The 15,682-nt window shown below is 64.2% G+C and carries 14 protein-coding genes; 5 read left to right on the top strand and 9 right to left on the bottom strand.

Translation table 11 applies throughout. The annotated features are described in order from the left end of the window. Positions 1-10 precede the first annotated feature (10 nt). Positions 11-1,618, top strand: coding sequence for a Na+/H+ antiporter (locus tag ACR9YP_RS06960; protein ID WP_438103504.1), 1,608 nt, complete (start codon positions 11-13; stop codon positions 1,616-1,618). Positions 1,619-1,740: 122 nt separating this feature from the next. On the opposite strand, the gene ACR9YP_RS06955 is transcribed toward ACR9YP_RS06960, so the two are convergent. Continuing rightward, positions 1,741-2,553 carry an N-acetylmuramoyl-L-alanine amidase gene (locus ACR9YP_RS06955; RefSeq protein ID WP_474219265.1) on the bottom strand — a complete coding sequence of 271 codons (813 nt, stop codon included), beginning with the start codon at positions 2,551-2,553 and terminating at the stop codon, positions 1,741-1,743. A 202-nt stretch (positions 2,554-2,755) separates the two neighbouring features. On the opposite strand from ACR9YP_RS06955, the gene ACR9YP_RS06950 reads away from it, so the two are divergent. Then, entirely contained in the window at positions 2,756-3,778 is a 1,023-nt protein-coding gene (locus ACR9YP_RS06950; RefSeq protein ID WP_474219263.1) for a hypothetical protein, read from the top strand. Positions 3,779-3,801: 23 nt separating this feature from the next. Here ACR9YP_RS06950 and ACR9YP_RS06945 read toward each other — a convergent pair whose 3' ends face one another. The 4 genes from ACR9YP_RS06945 to ACR9YP_RS06930 all read right to left on the bottom strand — a co-directional run bounded on the left by ACR9YP_RS06945 (position 3,802) and on the right by ACR9YP_RS06930 (position 7,739). After that, positions 3,802-4,698: a TauD/TfdA dioxygenase family protein gene (locus ACR9YP_RS06945; protein WP_438103507.1), complete on the bottom strand. Its 897-nt coding sequence runs from the start codon at positions 4,696-4,698 to the stop codon at positions 3,802-3,804. Between the two features lie 261 nt (positions 4,699-4,959). Then, positions 4,960-6,243 (bottom strand): flavodoxin-dependent (E)-4-hydroxy-3-methylbut-2-enyl-diphosphate synthase, encoded by a 1,284-nt coding sequence (gene ispG, locus ACR9YP_RS06940; RefSeq protein ID WP_474219262.1) that lies wholly within the window; start codon positions 6,241-6,243, stop codon positions 4,960-4,962. A gap of 12 nt (positions 6,244-6,255) precedes the next feature. Further along, the gene (locus ACR9YP_RS06935) at positions 6,256-7,209 is read right to left on the bottom strand and encodes a DMT family transporter (RefSeq protein WP_474219261.1); all 954 of its coding nucleotides are present in this window, start codon (positions 7,207-7,209) and stop codon (positions 6,256-6,258) included. Between the two features lie 35 nt (positions 7,210-7,244). Continuing rightward, on the bottom strand, positions 7,245-7,739 hold the full coding sequence (locus ACR9YP_RS06930) for a Fur family transcriptional regulator (protein ID WP_091896613.1): 495 nt from the start codon (positions 7,737-7,739) through the stop codon (positions 7,245-7,247). Between the two features lie 157 nt (positions 7,740-7,896). Here ACR9YP_RS06930 and ACR9YP_RS06925 point away from each other — a divergent pair, with 157 nt between their 5' ends. Genes ACR9YP_RS06925 through ACR9YP_RS06915 form a run of 3 tightly spaced genes read left to right on the top strand, consistent with a single transcriptional unit; the run spans position 7,897 to position 11,102 of the window. Next, positions 7,897-8,379, top strand: coding sequence for a MarR family winged helix-turn-helix transcriptional regulator (locus ACR9YP_RS06925; RefSeq protein ID WP_091896610.1), 483 nt, complete (start codon positions 7,897-7,899; stop codon positions 8,377-8,379). Then, the gene (locus tag ACR9YP_RS06920) at positions 8,372-9,541 is read left to right on the top strand and encodes an HlyD family secretion protein (protein ID WP_438103508.1); all 1,170 of its coding nucleotides are present in this window, start codon (positions 8,372-8,374) and stop codon (positions 9,539-9,541) included. The genes ACR9YP_RS06925 and ACR9YP_RS06920 overlap by 8 nt, the downstream gene beginning before the upstream one ends. A gap of 4 nt (positions 9,542-9,545) precedes the next feature. Next, positions 9,546-11,102 carry an MDR family MFS transporter gene (locus tag ACR9YP_RS06915; RefSeq protein WP_091896559.1) on the top strand — a complete coding sequence of 519 codons (1,557 nt, stop codon included), beginning with the start codon at positions 9,546-9,548 and terminating at the stop codon, positions 11,100-11,102. Between the two features lie 178 nt (positions 11,103-11,280). Here ACR9YP_RS06915 and ACR9YP_RS06910 read toward each other — a convergent pair whose 3' ends face one another. From ACR9YP_RS06910 to pcaH, 4 genes are all read right to left on the bottom strand, one after another. Beyond that, positions 11,281-12,372, bottom strand: a complete 1,092-nt coding sequence (locus ACR9YP_RS06910; protein WP_474219259.1) for a phosphotransferase — start codon at positions 12,370-12,372, stop codon at positions 11,281-11,283. Between the two features lie 49 nt (positions 12,373-12,421). Then, entirely contained in the window at positions 12,422-14,110 is a 1,689-nt protein-coding gene (locus ACR9YP_RS06905) for a methyl-accepting chemotaxis protein (RefSeq protein WP_438103511.1), read from the bottom strand. Between the two features lie 204 nt (positions 14,111-14,314). Beyond that, positions 14,315-14,917 (bottom strand): protocatechuate 3,4-dioxygenase subunit alpha, encoded by a 603-nt coding sequence (pcaG, locus tag ACR9YP_RS06900; RefSeq protein WP_438103512.1) that lies wholly within the window; start codon positions 14,915-14,917, stop codon positions 14,315-14,317. Further along, a complete protein-coding gene (gene pcaH, locus ACR9YP_RS06895; protein WP_474219257.1) occupies positions 14,918-15,619 on the bottom strand; it encodes a protocatechuate 3,4-dioxygenase subunit beta in 702 nt (233 codons plus the stop codon). Positions 15,620-15,682 lie beyond the last annotated feature (63 nt).

Raw genomic sequence — 15,682 nt, 5'->3', positions numbered from 1 at the left:
ACAGACCGTCATGGAAGCGAAGTTTCAGACCTTTCTCATCCTTCTGGCCGTGCTGGCAGGCGTGGCGCTGACCGCACGCCGCTTCAACATCGCGCCCGCCATCCTGCTGATGCTCGCCGGCGTCGGGCTCGCCTTCGTGCCGGGCATGCCATCGGTGGAACTGCCGCCCGAGCTGGTGCTGCTGCTGGTGCTGCCACCGCTGATCTACTCGGCAAGCGTCGCCATGAGCTGGCGCGAGTTCAAGAAGAATTTGCGCCCGATCGTGCTGCTCGCAGTCGGCGCGGTGATCTTCACTGCAGCCATGGTAGCGGCCGCCACGCATTACATGATCGGCCTGCCGTGGACCATCGGCTTCCTGCTGGGGGCCATCGTCGCGCCGCCCGACGTGGTGGCGCCGCTCGCGATCGCGCGCCGGCTGCACATGCCGCGCCGGATCCTGGTCGTGCTCGAGGGCGAAGGGCTCGCCAACGACGCCACCGCGCTGATCCTCTACCGCTTTGCGCTCGCCGCGATCATGGTCGGGCATTTCTCGCTGCCGCTGGCGGCCGGCGAATTCCTCCTCATCATCGCCGGCGAGATCGCCTTCGGCATCGGCGTGGGGTGGCTTTCCCTGCGTTTCCGCAAATGGTCGGGGGATCCGCAGGTCGAGCTCACGCTGTCGCTGATCACGCCTTACGTCTCCTACTGGCTGCCCGAGCATGTCGGCGGCTCCGGAGTGATCGCGACGGTCGCCTGCGGTCTCTATGTGAGCTGGAACGGCCCGCTGCTGATTTCTTCCGCAACACGCCTGCAGGGCATCTTCTTCTGGGACCTCGTGATCTATTTGATCGAGGGCCTCTTGTTCCTGCTCACCGGCTTCCAGATGCGCGCGCTTTACGAGAAGTCGAAGGCCTTTCCGCTCGACGACATCCTGATCGCGACCGCCGTGGTTCTGTTGATCGTCGTGATCGCGCGCTTCGCCTGGCTCTATCCCGCGACCTATCTGCCGCGGATGCTCAGCAAATCGCTGCGCGAGCGCGATCCGTCGCCGCCCTGGCAATGGGCGTTCACGCTCGCCTTCACCGGCGTGCGCGGCGCGGTGTCGCTGGCGGCGGCACTGGCGCTGCCGTTCACGCTTCCGAACGGCGAAGCATTTCCGTACCGTGACCTGATTCTGTTCGTCGCCTTCGGCGTCATCTTCATCACGCTGATCGGCGTCGGCCTGACGCTGCCGCCAGTGGTGCGCTGGCTCGGCATTGCCGAGGCCGGCCGCAACGAGCATGTCAGCGAGCACGAGGCCGAGATCGCAGCACGCCGCCAGGCGCTCGACGCCGCGCTGAGGTCGCTTGACGCGCTGACCGCGGAGAAGGAGGTATCGGACGAGGTGATGCGGCTCCTTCGTGCCCGCCACGAGATCCGCATCAACCAGCTTCCCGATTCGCTCGATCCCACCCACCACGACGTCTCCGCCGCCGGCATCGCACTGACCCGGGAGCTGATCGTCGCCGAGCGCAAATTCATCCACGACCTCTTGCGCGACGGTCAGATCACCGACGAGACGCGGCGGCGGATCGAGCGGGATCTCGATCTGGAGGAGGCGAGTTTGGCAAACAGGGAGTATCGGGGCGCGCCGCTGTAGCTTCCTGCTACAATATCTCCACGTCGTCCTGGACAAGCGAGCGGAGCGAGTGCTGAGCCAGGACGACAACAGTGAGATCCGCCGGCCGCATCACGCCGTCATTGCGAGCGCAGCGAAGCAATCTACCGCCGCTCGCAAAACTCCCTCATCGCGGCCGCAACGGCCTCCGCAACCGCTTCCTGCCGTTCCGACGAATTCATTTCCATCTCCTCGTCGCGATTGATGATCGAGCCGGCCTCGAGCAGCACCGCGGCGCTTCTCGTCCGCGAGAGCACGATGAGCCCGTCGTAGCGGTAGACGCCGACGTCCTTGTCGAGCAGCTGGTGCCGGTAGCGGCCCATCACCGGAAGGGTGTATTGCCTCGCATAGTGCAGGCCCTGCTCCTTCAACTGCCTGCCGATCATCCGGGCCAGCAACAGGCTGGTGGCGAAGTGCGCATTCTGGCGCGACACGAACAGCGAATGTCCCGAAAAGCGGTCGCTGAAATAGCTGGTGGCGCCGTCGAATTCCCAGCTCTCGAGCAGCTTGTCCGGCACCGAATCGTGATGGACCGAGAGGAACAGATCGGCCCGGTCGTCATTCGCGACACTGACGCGCTTGAACAGGCTCGCCCTCGCCTTGCCGTCCGTGACGAGCAGGCGGGTTGCGGCAAAGCCTTCGGACTTGAGTTTTGCTGCGATCAGACTTGCGAGACGGAAGTTGAAGCCGAACTCCGGATCATTGCGCGCGCTCAACGCGCCGTAGGAGTCCGGGGTGTGCCCGACATCCACGACGATGCGGAATTTCGGCATCTCGCATTTGGCCGGCGGCGACGGCTTCGGCCTGGGTCTCGTGATTTTTCGCGCGGCAGCAGCCTCGCCGGCGTCGACAAGGGCGAGCGGCGACAGCAGGATCGATGCGACGAGCCCGGCGATGATGCTGCGCGATTGCCCCAAGCTCTACTCCGCTGCCGCGATCCGCGGGCGACCGACGCAGCCCGCGACATCGCCGAAACTTTCCAGCATCACGGCGGGCAGGTCTTTGGTCTTGCTGGTGACGCCGGCAGGCAAGCTTGGCGCAGCTCAAACGAACGGTCAATAGACTGCGAATAGTCACTTCCGTGGCACTGCAAGAGCGATTGATCGATCGACGCTCAAGTTGTATCATTTCGATATTTCATTCTTAGATTTGGAGGATCAATTGCCCGATACCCCACCGCATGACCCTGACCCGCCCCCTGCCCCGCCAACGGGCGGCACGGGCTTTTGGCGGATTGTTCGCACCATAGGGAAGCTCGCTCTGGGCGGCGTCATTATCGTCGCTGCCTTGTTTCTCGCGCGATACGCCTACGACAGTTTCAACGCACCGAGCTCGGACAGGACAAGAGTCGCACAACTCTACTCGGACGTCAGCATCGCCGCGATACAGGAATGGCAGCTTGCCCGCGCTGACCACGAGATGATCGCCGCGGCGGTCGCCTCCTGCTCGAACATACAGGATCTCGATGCCCAACCGGATTTCATTCGGGCCGCGCTAAGGTTGGACACGCTGCCCAACGGCAGCCGCGGCTACTTTCCTTCCAAAGAACGACAAAGCAGCGGCACGCTGACGCTGTCGAACTACCAGCGCGCCGTCATATATCTGAGCGATTCGATCACCCGCAGCAGAGTCGAATCGGCCACCGCCGCGAACCTGAACTATTCGAGCATGTTCTGGTTTCAGCTTGCGATCGTCGGGATCGGTGCAATCACCACAATCCTGATCAGCATCAAATCCATTGCACCGACGGGCGATTCCCCGACGACGAACAACTTGTCGCTCTGGGTTGGCATCCTCGCCATAATATTCTCTTCGTTGGGCACGGCGACCTCCGCGCTGAATTCCTTCTACGGTCCTCGGGAATCATATCTAAAGAGCGAGCGCTCGCTGGCGGGACTTCGGCAACTTCATTCAGACATCGCAGCGAAGATCGCGAGCACGACTTTGCAACCACCGGACAAGTGTCCAAAGTTCGACCCGAAGGACAAAGACGACACGTACGGCAAGCAGGTGCAGGATTGGGCCACCAAACTCGGCACCATACTCAATGCTGCCGATTCCGGAAGCACATCATCGCAAAACACCAGCGGCACCTCCAATGCGGCGTTGCCCAAGGGAGCATCCATGATGCCACCTAACTGATGCCGAAGCTTTCTCGGCGGCGCCTACACCGGCCGCTCCCCCTTCACCGTCACCCGCGTGCCGGAGCGCGTATGCGGCCAGTAGTCCCACATCGCGCGATGCTGGGTGCAGCGGTTGTCCCAGAAGGCGATGGCATTCTCGGTCCAGCGGAAGCGGCATTGGAACAGCGGGTTCTCGGCATGCTGGTAGAGATAGGCGAGCATCGCATCGCTCTCGTCGCGCGGGATGCCGTTGATGTGGCGGGTGAAGCCGCGGTTGACGTAGAGCGCCTTCCTGCCCGTGACCGGATGCGTGCGCACCACCGGGTGCTCGGCATGCGGATAGGAGGGACGGTCGGCGACGCCGTAATTGGCGTAGAGGCCGCGATAGATCGGCTCGCCGTCATGCAGCGCGGTGAGCCCGTCGAGATAGGCCTTCATGCGATCCGAGAGAGCGTCATAGGCCGCATACATGTTGGCGAAGAGCGTGTCGCCACCGCGCGGCGGACATTGCTTGATGTAGAGGATCGAGCCCATCGGCGGCTCGAGATCGCAGGACACATCCGAATGCCAGCCCTCGCCATTGGCGCGCGGCGAGTCCTTGTCGGCGTAGATCTTCATCAGCGCCGGGTCTTCGTCCTCGTGCGGTGCGGCCGGATGAAAATGCAGCTCGCCGAACTTGCGGCCGAAGGCGAGATGCTGTTTTGGCGTGATGTGCTGATCGCGGAAAAAGATCACGAGATTTTCGGCAAGCGCGCGGTGGATTTCGTCCATCTGCCGGTTGGAGCGGGTGTCGCCCTCGACGAGCCTGCCGATGTCGACGCCGGAGATTTCCGCGCCGATGATGGGCGTGAGCTTTTCGACCGCGATGGTCTCATAAGGGGCGCCGTCATCGGCGGTGTGGCGATAGCGCGGACCCTGCTTGCCGGCGAGCGAGCTCATGGCGTGTCTCCCGATCATTTTGATTGAGAGCATGGTAGCGCGCGGTGATGGATGTGCAATCTGCACCGCAAACATGGCCGTCGTCCCGGACAAGCGTAAGCGCAGATCCGGGACCCATAACCACAGGGTTAGGTTTGGCGAAGACTCGGAGTGACGACCTGCCATAACCACAGACTCTGTGGTTATGGGTCCCGGATCTGCGCGCGCTTTAGGCGCGCTTGTCCGGGACGACGGAGGTGTGTGGGGCGAGAGTAGAGAAAACTACTCCGCCGCCGTCACCGGCAGCTTGGCGCCCTGGCCGTAGCGCTGGTCGATGTAGTCGATCACGAGCGCCTTGAAGTCGGCGGAGATCGTGGGCCCGCGCAAGGTGCGGAACTTCTTGCCGTCGACGAACACCGGGGCGGCGGGCGCTTCGCCGGTGCCGGGAAGCGAGATGCCGATATTGGCGTGCTTGGATTCGCCGGGGCCGTTGACGATGCAGCCCATCACCGCGACGTTGAGCTCTTCCACGCCGGGATATTTCGTCTTCCAGGTCGGCATCTCGTCGCGGATGAAATCCTGGATCGAGCGGGCCAGCTCCTGGAACGTGGTCGAGGTGGTGCGGCCGCAGCCCGGACACGCCGCGACCAGCGGCACGAAGGTGCGGAAGCCCATGGTCTGGAGCAGCTCCTGGCCGACCTGCACCTCACGGGTACGGTCGCCGCCGGGCTCCGGCGTCAGCGAGATGCGGATGGTGTCGCCGATGCCCTGCTGCAGCAGGATGCCGAGCGCAGCCGAGGACGCCACGATGCCCTTCGAGCCCATGCCGGCCTCGGTCAGACCGAGATGGATAGCGTAGTCGGAACGGGAGGCGAGATCCTGGTAGACCGCGATCAGATCCTGCACCGCCGAGACCTTGGCCGAGAGGATGATGCGATTCTTCGGCATACCTAGCTCTTCGGCGCGCGCGGCCGACAAGAGCGCCGACTGCACCATGGCCTCGCGCGTCACCGCGCGCACGTCGCGCGGATTGGCCGAGGCCGCGTTCTCGTCCATCAGCTTGGTGAGCAGTTCCTGGTCGAGCGAGCCCCAATTGGCACCGATGCGCACCGGCTTGTTGTTCTTGTTCGCGATCTCGATGATGTCGGCGAACTGGGTGTCGCGCTTGTCCTTGAAGCCGACATTGCCGGGATTGATGCGGTATTTGGCGAGCGCCTCGGCGCAAGCCGGATAGGCCGCAAGCAGCTTGTGGCCGATATAGTGGAAGTCGCCGATCAAGGGCGTGGTGATGCCGCGCTTGGCGAGGCCATCGCGGATGTGCGGAACGGCGGCAGCGGCTTCCTCGCGGTCCACGGTGATGCGAACCATTTCGGAGCCGGCGCGCGCGAGCGCTGCGACCTGGGCGATGGTGCCGTCGACGTCGGCGGTGTCGGTGTTGGTCATCGACTGCACGACGATCGGCGCACCGCCGCCCACTGAGACGTCGCCGACCTTGACCTGGGTGGTCCGGTGCCGGGGCGCGGGGCCTGCGAGATCGGAATCGATGGTGTTTTCGAGCTTGTTCATGGGGTCCAAATATCAGGTTTTGGTGACGTTCAGCAATGCATCACGCGGCGCCGCAGCCGTTTGGCTCGGACGGTTAACCAGAAAAAGCCCAGCAATTACAAGGACCGCGGCGGCCCCGAATGTCAGGCTTAAGGTGTCGTGCATGATGAAATAGCTACCGACCACGCCAAACAAAGGGGTGATGAAGGTAAAAGCCGACAATTTGCTGGCCGAATAAGCCTTCACCAGTGCGAACCAAAGCGTGAACGTGGTTCCCACCACCCAGATCGCCTGGAAGGCCATGAGGGCGAGCGATAGTGGCGCCGGCGTGTGCGTGATGGATTCGCCGAACAGCCAGGCCGCCAGCCCCAGGATCGGGATCGAGGTCGCGACCTGGTAGCCCAGCGCCTTCTCGGGCGCGGCGAAGCGCAGCCGCGTGCCCTTGGCGACCAGCGTGGTCGCCGCCCACAACGCCGCGCCGCCGACGATCATGAGGTCGCCGAGCAACACCTTGGCATCGACATCCGGCTGCGGCACGCCGATGGCGAGCGCGACGCCGGCAAAGCTCACGGCGAGCCCCAGCCATTGCGTACCGCCGAGCCGCTCGCCGAGCACCTGGTAGGAGCCGAGCGCGACGAAGAACGGGGCGGTGTAGAGGAACACGACCGCGCGCGACGCCGGCGTGAAGCGCAGGCCCTGGAAGATCAGAACGAACTCGATGCCGAACATCAGTCCGGCGATGAGGCCGGGCTTCCAGGTACCGTCACGTTCGAAGAAATTGACGCCACGCAGGGTGCCGATGATGAACAGCACCGGCAGCGCGCCCATCGAGCGGATCGTGGCCTGGAGCATCGGCGGGATGTCCGGCAGCACCAGCTTCACCGCGATCTGGTTGAAACCCCAGGTCAGGCACAGCATCAGCATCAAGGCTATGGCGCCGGCACTGAGGGGACGTGCGGCGGATGGTATGGCTTGTGGCGAGGACATCTCTTCCCGAATACCGGCTTTGTGCCGTTGTTGCTTTAAGCAGCTTTCTGACAATGGGTGCAGACGCCCGTGATCTCCACCACGGACAATTTGGGGGCGAAGCCTGAGCTGCGCGCGGCGGCATTAAGGTCCTTGGCGAAGGAGGCCGACGGGATCTCGCCGACCAGGCCGCAGCGCTCGCAGATCAGGAACGCGACGGCCGAGGTCGCGTCGTGGTCATGGGCGGCGCAGGCGAGATAGGCGTTGCGGCTCTCGATGCGATGCACGAGGCCGTTGGCCATCAAGAAATCGAGGGCACGATAGATCGTGATCGGCGCCGGTCGCGCCATCGACTTGGCGAGCTCGTCGATCACCTCATAGGCACCGAGCGGGCGGTGGCTGGAGAGCAGCGCCCCGAGCACCTGACGGCGTATCGGCGTGAATTTCTGTGCGCGCTGCTCGCAGACCTGTTCGGCATGCGCCAGCGCATCCGCAGTGCAGCGGCCGTGATCGTGGTCAGGCGCGGGGAATGCCGGCTTTGCGAGGGTCATGCGGCCCATCTTCTAGCATTTCGGCGAGGGAACCCAAAGCGCGACCGCCATTGCGGCTGTCAGCCATGCTCTCGCTGCGGGACAGCGTCGCATCAATCTGCCCTGGAATAATCATAAGCTTGCTTATTATATTGCAGGCTCATTGGAGACGAAGCTCATGACCCGCGGGTCGGTCGACCAGAACTTCCTGTTCACGCTCGCTGAGCTCTATCGCCTGCTGCGCGTCTATGCCGACAAGGAGGCGTCGCGCTTCGGCATCACCCGCGCGCAATGGGCGGTGCTGGCCAAGGTGGAGCGCAGCGAGGGCATGAAGCAGTCGGAGCTCGCCGAGCTCCTGGAGGTGCAGCCGATCACGCTGACGCGCCTGATCGACAAGCTCTGCGACAATGACTGGATCGAACGCCGCAGCGACGCCTCGGACCGCCGGGTCAAGCGCCTGTACCTGAAGAAGGCGGGCCGGCAGCTGCTCGGCCGGATGAGCGGGCTCCGGTCCGAAATCACCGCCAACGCGCTCGATGGCATCGCCCCGGCCGATGCGCACCGCCTCCTCACCCAACTCGAAACAATCAAGGAAAACGTGCGGAACGCGACCCAGACCAGCGGCGCGGAACAAGCGCGTAGGGAGCAGCGCTATGGCTGATCAGGTTCTCAAGTTCCAGCCCGAGCAGAAGAGCGACAGCGGCAAGCCGACCAAGAAAGCCGGCAGCGATCCGCGCCGCCGCTTGGTGGCGGGCCTGCGCCGCTATCGCCGCTTCCTGCTTCTGGTCGTCTTGCCTGTCATCGTCGCCATCGGCGGCATCACCTTTTATCTGCATGGCGGCCGCTATGTCGGCACCGATGACGCCTATGTCGGCGCGCAGAAGGTGCTGGTGACGCCCGACATCTCCGGCAAGATCCAGAAGGTCGTGGTGAAAGAAGGTCAAGTCGTCAAGCAAGGCGACGAGCTGTTCGAGATCGACCCCGTTCCCTTCCGTCACGCGGTGGATGAAGCCAAGGCGCAGCTCGCACAGGCCCGCACGACCTACGACAACCTCGTTGCCAACATCAAGATCTATGGCGACATGCTCAACCTCGCCCAACAGGGCGTCGATCTCAAGCAGCGCGACGTCGAGCGCAAGCAGGCGCTGGTGAAGAACAATTACGGCTCCCAGCTCGATCTCGACAACGCGGCGAATGCGTTGGTCACCGCGGGCGCGCAGGCGCAATTCATCAAGCAGCAGCTCTCCAATGCCAAGACGCAATTGCTCGGCGATCCCGCCTTGCCGCTGGAGCAGTTCCCGCCCTACGCGCAGGCGAAAGCCAAGCTGGACGACGCCCAGCGCAACCTCGACCACACCGTGCTGCGCGCGCCGATGGACGGCGTGGCGACGCAGGTCGAGCAGATTCAGCTTGGCCGTTACGTTGCCGCCGGCGCGCCCGTGTTCTCCATCATCGACGTCGCGCATCCCTGGGTCGACGCCAATCCGAAGGAGAGCGACCTCACCTACGTCACCGAAGGACAGCCGGTCACGCTCGAGGTCGACGCTTTCCCGAACCACCTCTTCAAGGGCAAGATCGGCTCGCTCTCGCCCGGCACCGGCGCGCAATTCGCGATCCTGCCGCCGCAGAACGCCACCGGCAATTTCGTCAAGGTGGTGCAGCGCGTGCCTGTCAGGATCTATTTCGACGAGACCGACAAATACGTGCGGAAGCTGAAGGCCGGCATGAGCGTCTACGCCACCATCGACACCGGCCATCGGCGTTCACTCGCCGGCCTGTTTGGCCTGTCGGCGACCGCGGGCCAAGACCACGACAAGGACTGATCCGATGTCCGGTCCCCACGCCAACCTGATGGTCCCCGGCCTGCGCCGGAACATGGTGACGATCTGCGCCATGACCGCGACCATCATGCAGGCGTTGGACACCACCATCGCCAATGTCGCTTTGCCCTATATGCAAGGCACGCTCTCGGCCTCGCAGGACCAGATCAACTGGGTGCTGACCTCCTACATCGTCGCCGCCGCGATCATGACGGCGCCGGTCGGCTGGATCGCCAACCGCTTCGGCCGCAAGCGCATCTTCATCATCTGCTCGGCCGGCTTCACCATGGCGTCGGTGCTGTGCGGCCTCGCGCAGGACATCAACCAGATGGTGCTGTTCCGCCTGCTGCAAGGCGTGTTCGGCGCCGCCCTGGTGCCGCTGTCGCAATCGGTGATGCTGGATTATTACACGCTCCAGGAACGCGCCAAGGCGATGTCGATCTGGGGCATGGGCGTGATGATGGGCCCGATCATGGGCCCGTCGCTGGGCGCCTGGCTCACCGAGACCTATTCCTGGCACTGGGTGTTCTTCGTCAACCTGCCGTTCGGCGCCATCACCGTGCTCGGGCTGATCGTCTTCATGGACGAGACCCGGAAGGATTTCAGCCTCAAATTCGACTGGTTCGGCTTCGCCGCGCTGGCGATCGCGATCGGCGCGCTTCAGCTCGCGCTCGACCGCGGCGAGCAGTTGGGCTGGCTGGAATCCAACGAGATCCTGGCGGAGTTCATCGTCTCCGCCATCGCCTTCTACTTCTTCCTCGCGCATTCCTTCACGACCTCAACGCCGTTCATCCGCTTCGCGCTGTTTCGGGATCGCAACTTCGTCACCGGCTGCGTGTTCATGATCGTGATGGGACTCGTGCTGTTCTCGACCATGGCGCTGGCCTCGCCCTACATGCAGAACGTGATCGGCTATCCCATCATCACCGCCGGCCTGCTGCTGGCGAGCCGCGGCTTGGGCACCTTTTTCGCCATGATGCTGGTCGGCCGCATGATGCGTTATTTCGAGGCGCGCACGCTGATCATCACAGGGCTGGCGCTGACTGCAGGCTCGCTGTTCCAGATGACCGGCTGGACCGACCTGACCCAGGTGCCAGAGATCGTCACCGTCAGCGTCATCCAGGGCTTCGGCTTCGGCCTCGTCTTCGTGCCGCTCTCGACCGTGGCGTTCCTGACGCTGTCGAACGATTTGCGCACCGACGGCACCGCGATGCTGACCCTGATGCGCAACGTCGCGAGCTCGGTCGGCATTTCCGTCGTCATCGCCGAGCTGACGCAGGGAACGCGGCGGACCTACGCGATCCTCTCCGAGCACATCAACCCGTTCAACCACGCGCTCCAGATGCCCAGCGTCAGCGGCATGATCAATCTCTCCACCGACGCCGGCCGCGCCATGGCCGACAGAATGGTCAGCGTGCAGGCGCAGATCATCGCCTTCGCGCACGATTACCAGCTGGTAATGGTCTTCATCCTCTGCACCATTCCGCTCGCTTTGCTGATCGGCTCGACCAAGGCCACACTGCGCAAGCAAGCCGCGGGGCCGGAGCACGCGGTGATGGAGTAGGTACGTCGTCGTCCCGGCGGAGGCCGGGACCCATAACCACCAGATTGAGTTTGACGAAGACTCGGAGTTGGCAGCTCACGCTACAACCTCTCCCTGGGAGTATGGGTCCCGGCCTTCGCCGGGACGACACCGAGAAGGTTGAGCCGTCATCGCGCCTCACGAGGGAGCGGCGCACCGCCTACCCCAACAACTCCTCGCACCCCAGATCCTCGACCGCCATCATGATCCGCTCCAGATGGTGCCACCAGATCACCGGCGGGATGTTGATGGCCCATTGCCAGACCGGCTTAGTGATGTGCCAGAGCACCGACAAGCGGTAGTCACGATCGAGCGCGCCGCGCGTGTATCCGGTGACGCCGCTTGCGAGCAATGTCTCGTGATAGAGATTGAGCAGGGGGCGCTCGAGCGCCTGCCGGCGCTCCGGAAACCAATGAAGCGCCATCATGTAAGCGAGGTCGTTGGTCGGGACATTGACGCCCCACAGGTCGAAATCGAAGATGCGCACGGTGTCGGCAACGCCAGCGCGCGGCAGGAAAAAATTCCAGGTATGGGCATCGCCATGGGTGATGCTGAGGTTACGGCGCGAATGGTAGCGCTCGGATAGCCGGGCCGACTGGTCGATCAGGCGACGATAGAGGAGCCGGCGTTCTTCGCTGAGGCGATCGCCGAGCAGATCGGCGAACCGGTCGTAATGGCCGGCAAAGCTCTCCATGTGCTGCGCGCTGTCTTCGGGGCTCGCCCAGGTGCCGATCGTGTCGCCGAGATCGGGATGGTCCCACCAGGCCGCATGCCAACGCGCGAGCGTGGTGACGATCGCGACTATTTGCTCGCGCGACGGCGGCAGTGGCCATTGGGTTGCGATCTCATGGCTTTCGGTGAGGTCCTCGAGCAGGAGATGCCAGGTCCCGCCCGGCTCGTCGAAGCGTCCGTCGAAGCAGCGCGGCACCAACCCCCACGGCATGTTCGGTGCGAGCTTCGTATAGAAGGTCACCTCGCGCCGGCCGCCATCGGCGAGCGTCTTGGCAAAGTCGGCATGTGGCGTCTTGAGGATCAGCGATTGCGGGGCGCCAGCTGACTCCCCAACATAGCGCAAACCGAGACGCATGATATGTGACACGACGGTGTCGCGCTGATGCAGCACCTTCACCTCGCGGACCGCGCCAGCGTCCAGCACGCCGCCTCTGCGCAGCGCGGCCGTCAGTCGGGCGGGCTCAATGACCGCCGGCAATTGTGGGGATGTCATAACCACGATGCCCCTGTCCCGCGCCATACTGCACGATCATAACCCCACACACCAGCGGCCGAGTTGATGCCGGGCGTCACGCCGCCGCGGTCGAGTCGCGCACGGTCCTGACCACCACCGACCGCAGCTGTTCGAGATTGGCCGCCATGCCGGCGATCGCCTGCCTGACTTCCGCGGCGCGCTCGTTCACCGCGGCGGCGTCGCGGCTGACATTGCCGATCTTGGCCGAGACCTCCTGTGCCGCGGACGCCGATTCGGAGATCGACCGCGTGATCTCCCGCGTCGCGGCATCCTGTTCTTCCATCGCGGCGGCAACCGAGGTCGCGACGCCGTCGATCTCGACGATGTGGCCTCCCATGGTCTCGACTGCATCGACCGCGGCCTGCGTCGAGGTCTGGATCTCGGCAATTAGCCGCCCGATCTCCTCGGTGGACTTGGCGGTCTGATCGGACAAGGATTTCACTTCGGCGGCGACCACCGCGAAGCCGCGGCCGGCCTCGCCGGCGCGCGCCGCCTCGATCGTGGCGTTGAGCGCGAGCAGGTTGGTCTGGCCGGCGATGCCGCCGATCAGATCGGAGACCTCGGCGATCTTCTTCACCGACCCGGCCAGCGCCTGAATGGTCGAGCGCGCCTGCTCGCGGCCGGCGACAGCAGATTTGGTAACGGTGCTGGTTCGCGCGACCTGGCTCGCGATCTCTCGGATCGAGGCGCTCAGCTCTTCGGCCGCAGCCGAGACGGTCTGCGAGCTGCCGAGAGCCTGGGTGGAGGCCGCGGCGACCGCCTGCGATTGCGCGGAGAGCGAACTTGCGATCTCGGACAGGCTGGTGGCGGCGCGCTCCACGCCATGCGTCGCCGCGCTCGCGGTGTCGACCGATCGGCCGGTCTCGCGTTCGACGGTCTCCGCCATCTGCTGCAGGGCGCCGCGCTTGGCGAGTGCGGCCTCCTGTTCCTGCCGCAACTGCTCCTCGCGCAGGCGGGAATTCTCGACCGCCGCCTGCTTGAACACCAGGAGTGCACCGGCCATCGAGCCGACCTCATCCCGGCGGTGCGCGAAAGGAATGTCGGCGGCGAGATCGCCGGTCGCGAGCTTCTGCATCGTGTCAGTCATGCGCACGATCGGGCGCACCACGCCGAGTGCAACGCCGAGCAGGCCCGCGGCAATAAAGGCGAGGACAGCGGCGGAGACGCCGAGGAGGATGTAGAGCATCGAGCTGTCGCGATCCGCGGCCAGCTTCTCCATGGCGGCATTCTGCCTGTTGGCGCTCTCGACGATGCTGTCGATGACGGTGCGATGCGCGGTGTAGGCGTCCTTGAGCTGCGCATAGGCGCGCTCGGAAGCGGCCGCGTCCTTGGCCTTGAGGGCCGGCAGGAGCTGGTCGGACGCCTTCCAGAATTTCTGCACCTCGGCATCGGATTTCGACACCAGCGCGGTCTTCAGATCAGCCGACAGGCTGGAGGAGATCCAGAATGCCTTGCGCTCGTCGTAGTCCTTGCGGAGCTGGACCAGGCGCTCGCCATGGGCCGCGAGCTGGTCCGGCTCGCGCATGGCGAGGGTGGCCTCGAGATAGGCTTCGATGACGTATTCCGGCGGCGGCAGGATGTCGGCGATGAGGTCGTTGCCGAGCTTGATGTCAGAATAGAGCGGGCCGCCGACCTTGAGCTCGCGTAGCGTATAGAGACTGGTGGAGACCACGGCCGTGAAACCGAGGGCCAGGACGGTGCCGAATGCAATGATCGCAGAAGAAAGCGAAAGACGAATTTTCATGGAACAATCCAATGCCGCACGTCGAAATCCAAATGGATCCTAAACGACTGCGGTAAACACGGGATTGCTACGCGCGGAAATTGAATCCGCGCGAACTCCGGGGAATTACGGGAAAACGGTCAGAGGGGGCTTCCGATACCCGCCCCGGCGGTCGTCCCGGACAAGCGCGCCTCAGGCAGGCGCGGATCCGGGACGAGGCGGGAGTTAGACGTCGAAGAACACCGTCTCGTCGTCGCCCTGGAGCCGCAGGTCGAGGCGGTAGACCGCCTTGCCGGCCTCGCGCGTCGCGACCAGCGTGGCGCGGCGCTCAGCGGGCACCAGCGCCAGCACGGGGTCGGCGGCGTTGCCGGCCTCGTCGCTGAAATAGATGCGGGTATAGAGATGCCTGAGCATGCCGCGCCCGAACACCGCAAGCAGGATGTGCGGCGCCTGCGGCTTGCCCTGGGGATCGGGCACCGCGCCCGGCTTGATGGTGTCGAAGGAATAATTGCCGTCCTTATCGGTGCCGCAGCGGGCAAAACCGCGGAAGCTCGCATTCGGCAGCGCACGCTTGTCCTGCGGGTCGGCGAAGCGGCCCTGTGCGTCCGGCTGCCAGATCTCCAGCATGCAATCCGGTACCGCGATGCCGTCGCCGTCGAATACCCGGCCCTCGATGCGGATACGGTCGCCGGAGACGTCGGGGGTGAGCGTCGAGTTGGTGAATGCGTCGTTCCAGGCGTATTCGCCGTTCGGCGTCAGGCCGTATTTGAAGAACGGGCCGACGGTTTGCGATGGGGTGATACCATTGGGCTTCACAGAATCCTGCACTTAATGGTTCTCCATAGGCGTGGCGTTCTGGCCGCGCAGCACGATGTCAAAGCGGTAGCACAGCGCCCATTCCGGCTTTGTGTTCTCGAGATCGAACGAGGAGACCATCCGCGCCCGCGCCTTCTCGTCCGGCACCGAATTGAAGATCGGGTCGAACGGGAATAGCGGATCGTTCGGGAAATACATCTGCGTCACGAGACGCGTGACGAAGGAGTGACCGAAGACCGAGAGGTGGATGTGCGCGGGCCGCCACGCATTGTGATGATTGCCCCAGGGATAAGCGCCCGGCTTGATGGTGACGAAGCGGTAGTAACCGGAGGCATCGCTCACGGTGCGGCCGGCGCCCGTGAAATTCGGATCGAGCGGCGCCGGGTGCTGGTCACGGACATGGACATAGCGGCCGCAGGAATTGGCCTGCCAGATCTCGACCAGCGAGTTCGGCACGCCGCGGCCGTCCTCGTCGCGGACGTGGCCGTGCACGATGATGCGTTCGCCGAGCGGCTCGCCACTGTGCTGATGGGTGAGATCGTTGTCGCCCTCGCGCACCGTCTCGTGGCCATAGACCGGACCGGTCAGCTCCGACAGGGTGTGGCGCATCGGGATCAAGGGCTTGTTCGGCGCGCGCTTGATCGAGCTCTTGTACTCGGGCGACAGCGGCAGCGGATGCGCCTTGTTGCTGTCCGTGGGATAGGTAAATGTCATTTGGCGAACTCCTCCCCGGCCATTATGGTCCGGCCGGTCAACGCTTCCGCCAATCATTATAGG

The sequence above is a fragment of the Bradyrhizobium sp. BR14999 genome (assembly GCF_056106085.1).
The sequence above is the reverse complement of the archived record's forward strand: the minus strand, read 5'-3'. Positions and strand labels throughout refer to the sequence as shown.

Coding starts and splice junctions, on each gene's coding strand:
- ACR9YP_RS06960 (WP_438103504.1), top strand. CDS start 11: ATGGAAGCGAAGTTTCAGACCTTTCTCATCCTTCTGGCCGTGCTGGCA.
- ACR9YP_RS06945 (WP_438103507.1), bottom strand. CDS start 4,698: ATGAGCTCGCTCGCCGGCAAGCAGGGTCCGCGCTATCGCCACACCGCC.
- ispG (WP_474219262.1), bottom strand. CDS start 6,243: ATGAACAAGCTCGAAAACACCATCGATTCCGATCTCGCAGGCCCCGCG.
- ACR9YP_RS06935 (WP_474219261.1), bottom strand. CDS start 7,209: ATGTCCTCGCCACAAGCCATACCATCCGCCGCACGTCCCCTCAGTGCC.
- ACR9YP_RS06930 (WP_091896613.1), bottom strand. CDS start 7,739: ATGACCCTCGCAAAGCCGGCATTCCCCGCGCCTGACCACGATCACGGC.
- ACR9YP_RS06925 (WP_091896610.1), top strand. CDS start 7,897: ATGACCCGCGGGTCGGTCGACCAGAACTTCCTGTTCACGCTCGCTGAG.
- ACR9YP_RS06920 (WP_438103508.1), top strand. CDS start 8,372: ATGGCTGATCAGGTTCTCAAGTTCCAGCCCGAGCAGAAGAGCGACAGC.
- ACR9YP_RS06915 (WP_091896559.1), top strand. CDS start 9,546: ATGTCCGGTCCCCACGCCAACCTGATGGTCCCCGGCCTGCGCCGGAAC.
- ACR9YP_RS06910 (WP_474219259.1), bottom strand. CDS start 12,372: ATGGCGCGGGACAGGGGCATCGTGGTTATGACATCCCCACAATTGCCG.
- ACR9YP_RS06905 (WP_438103511.1), bottom strand. CDS start 14,110: ATGAAAATTCGTCTTTCGCTTTCTTCTGCGATCATTGCATTCGGCACC.
- pcaH (WP_474219257.1), bottom strand. CDS start 15,619: ATGACATTTACCTATCCCACGGACAGCAACAAGGCGCATCCGCTGCCG.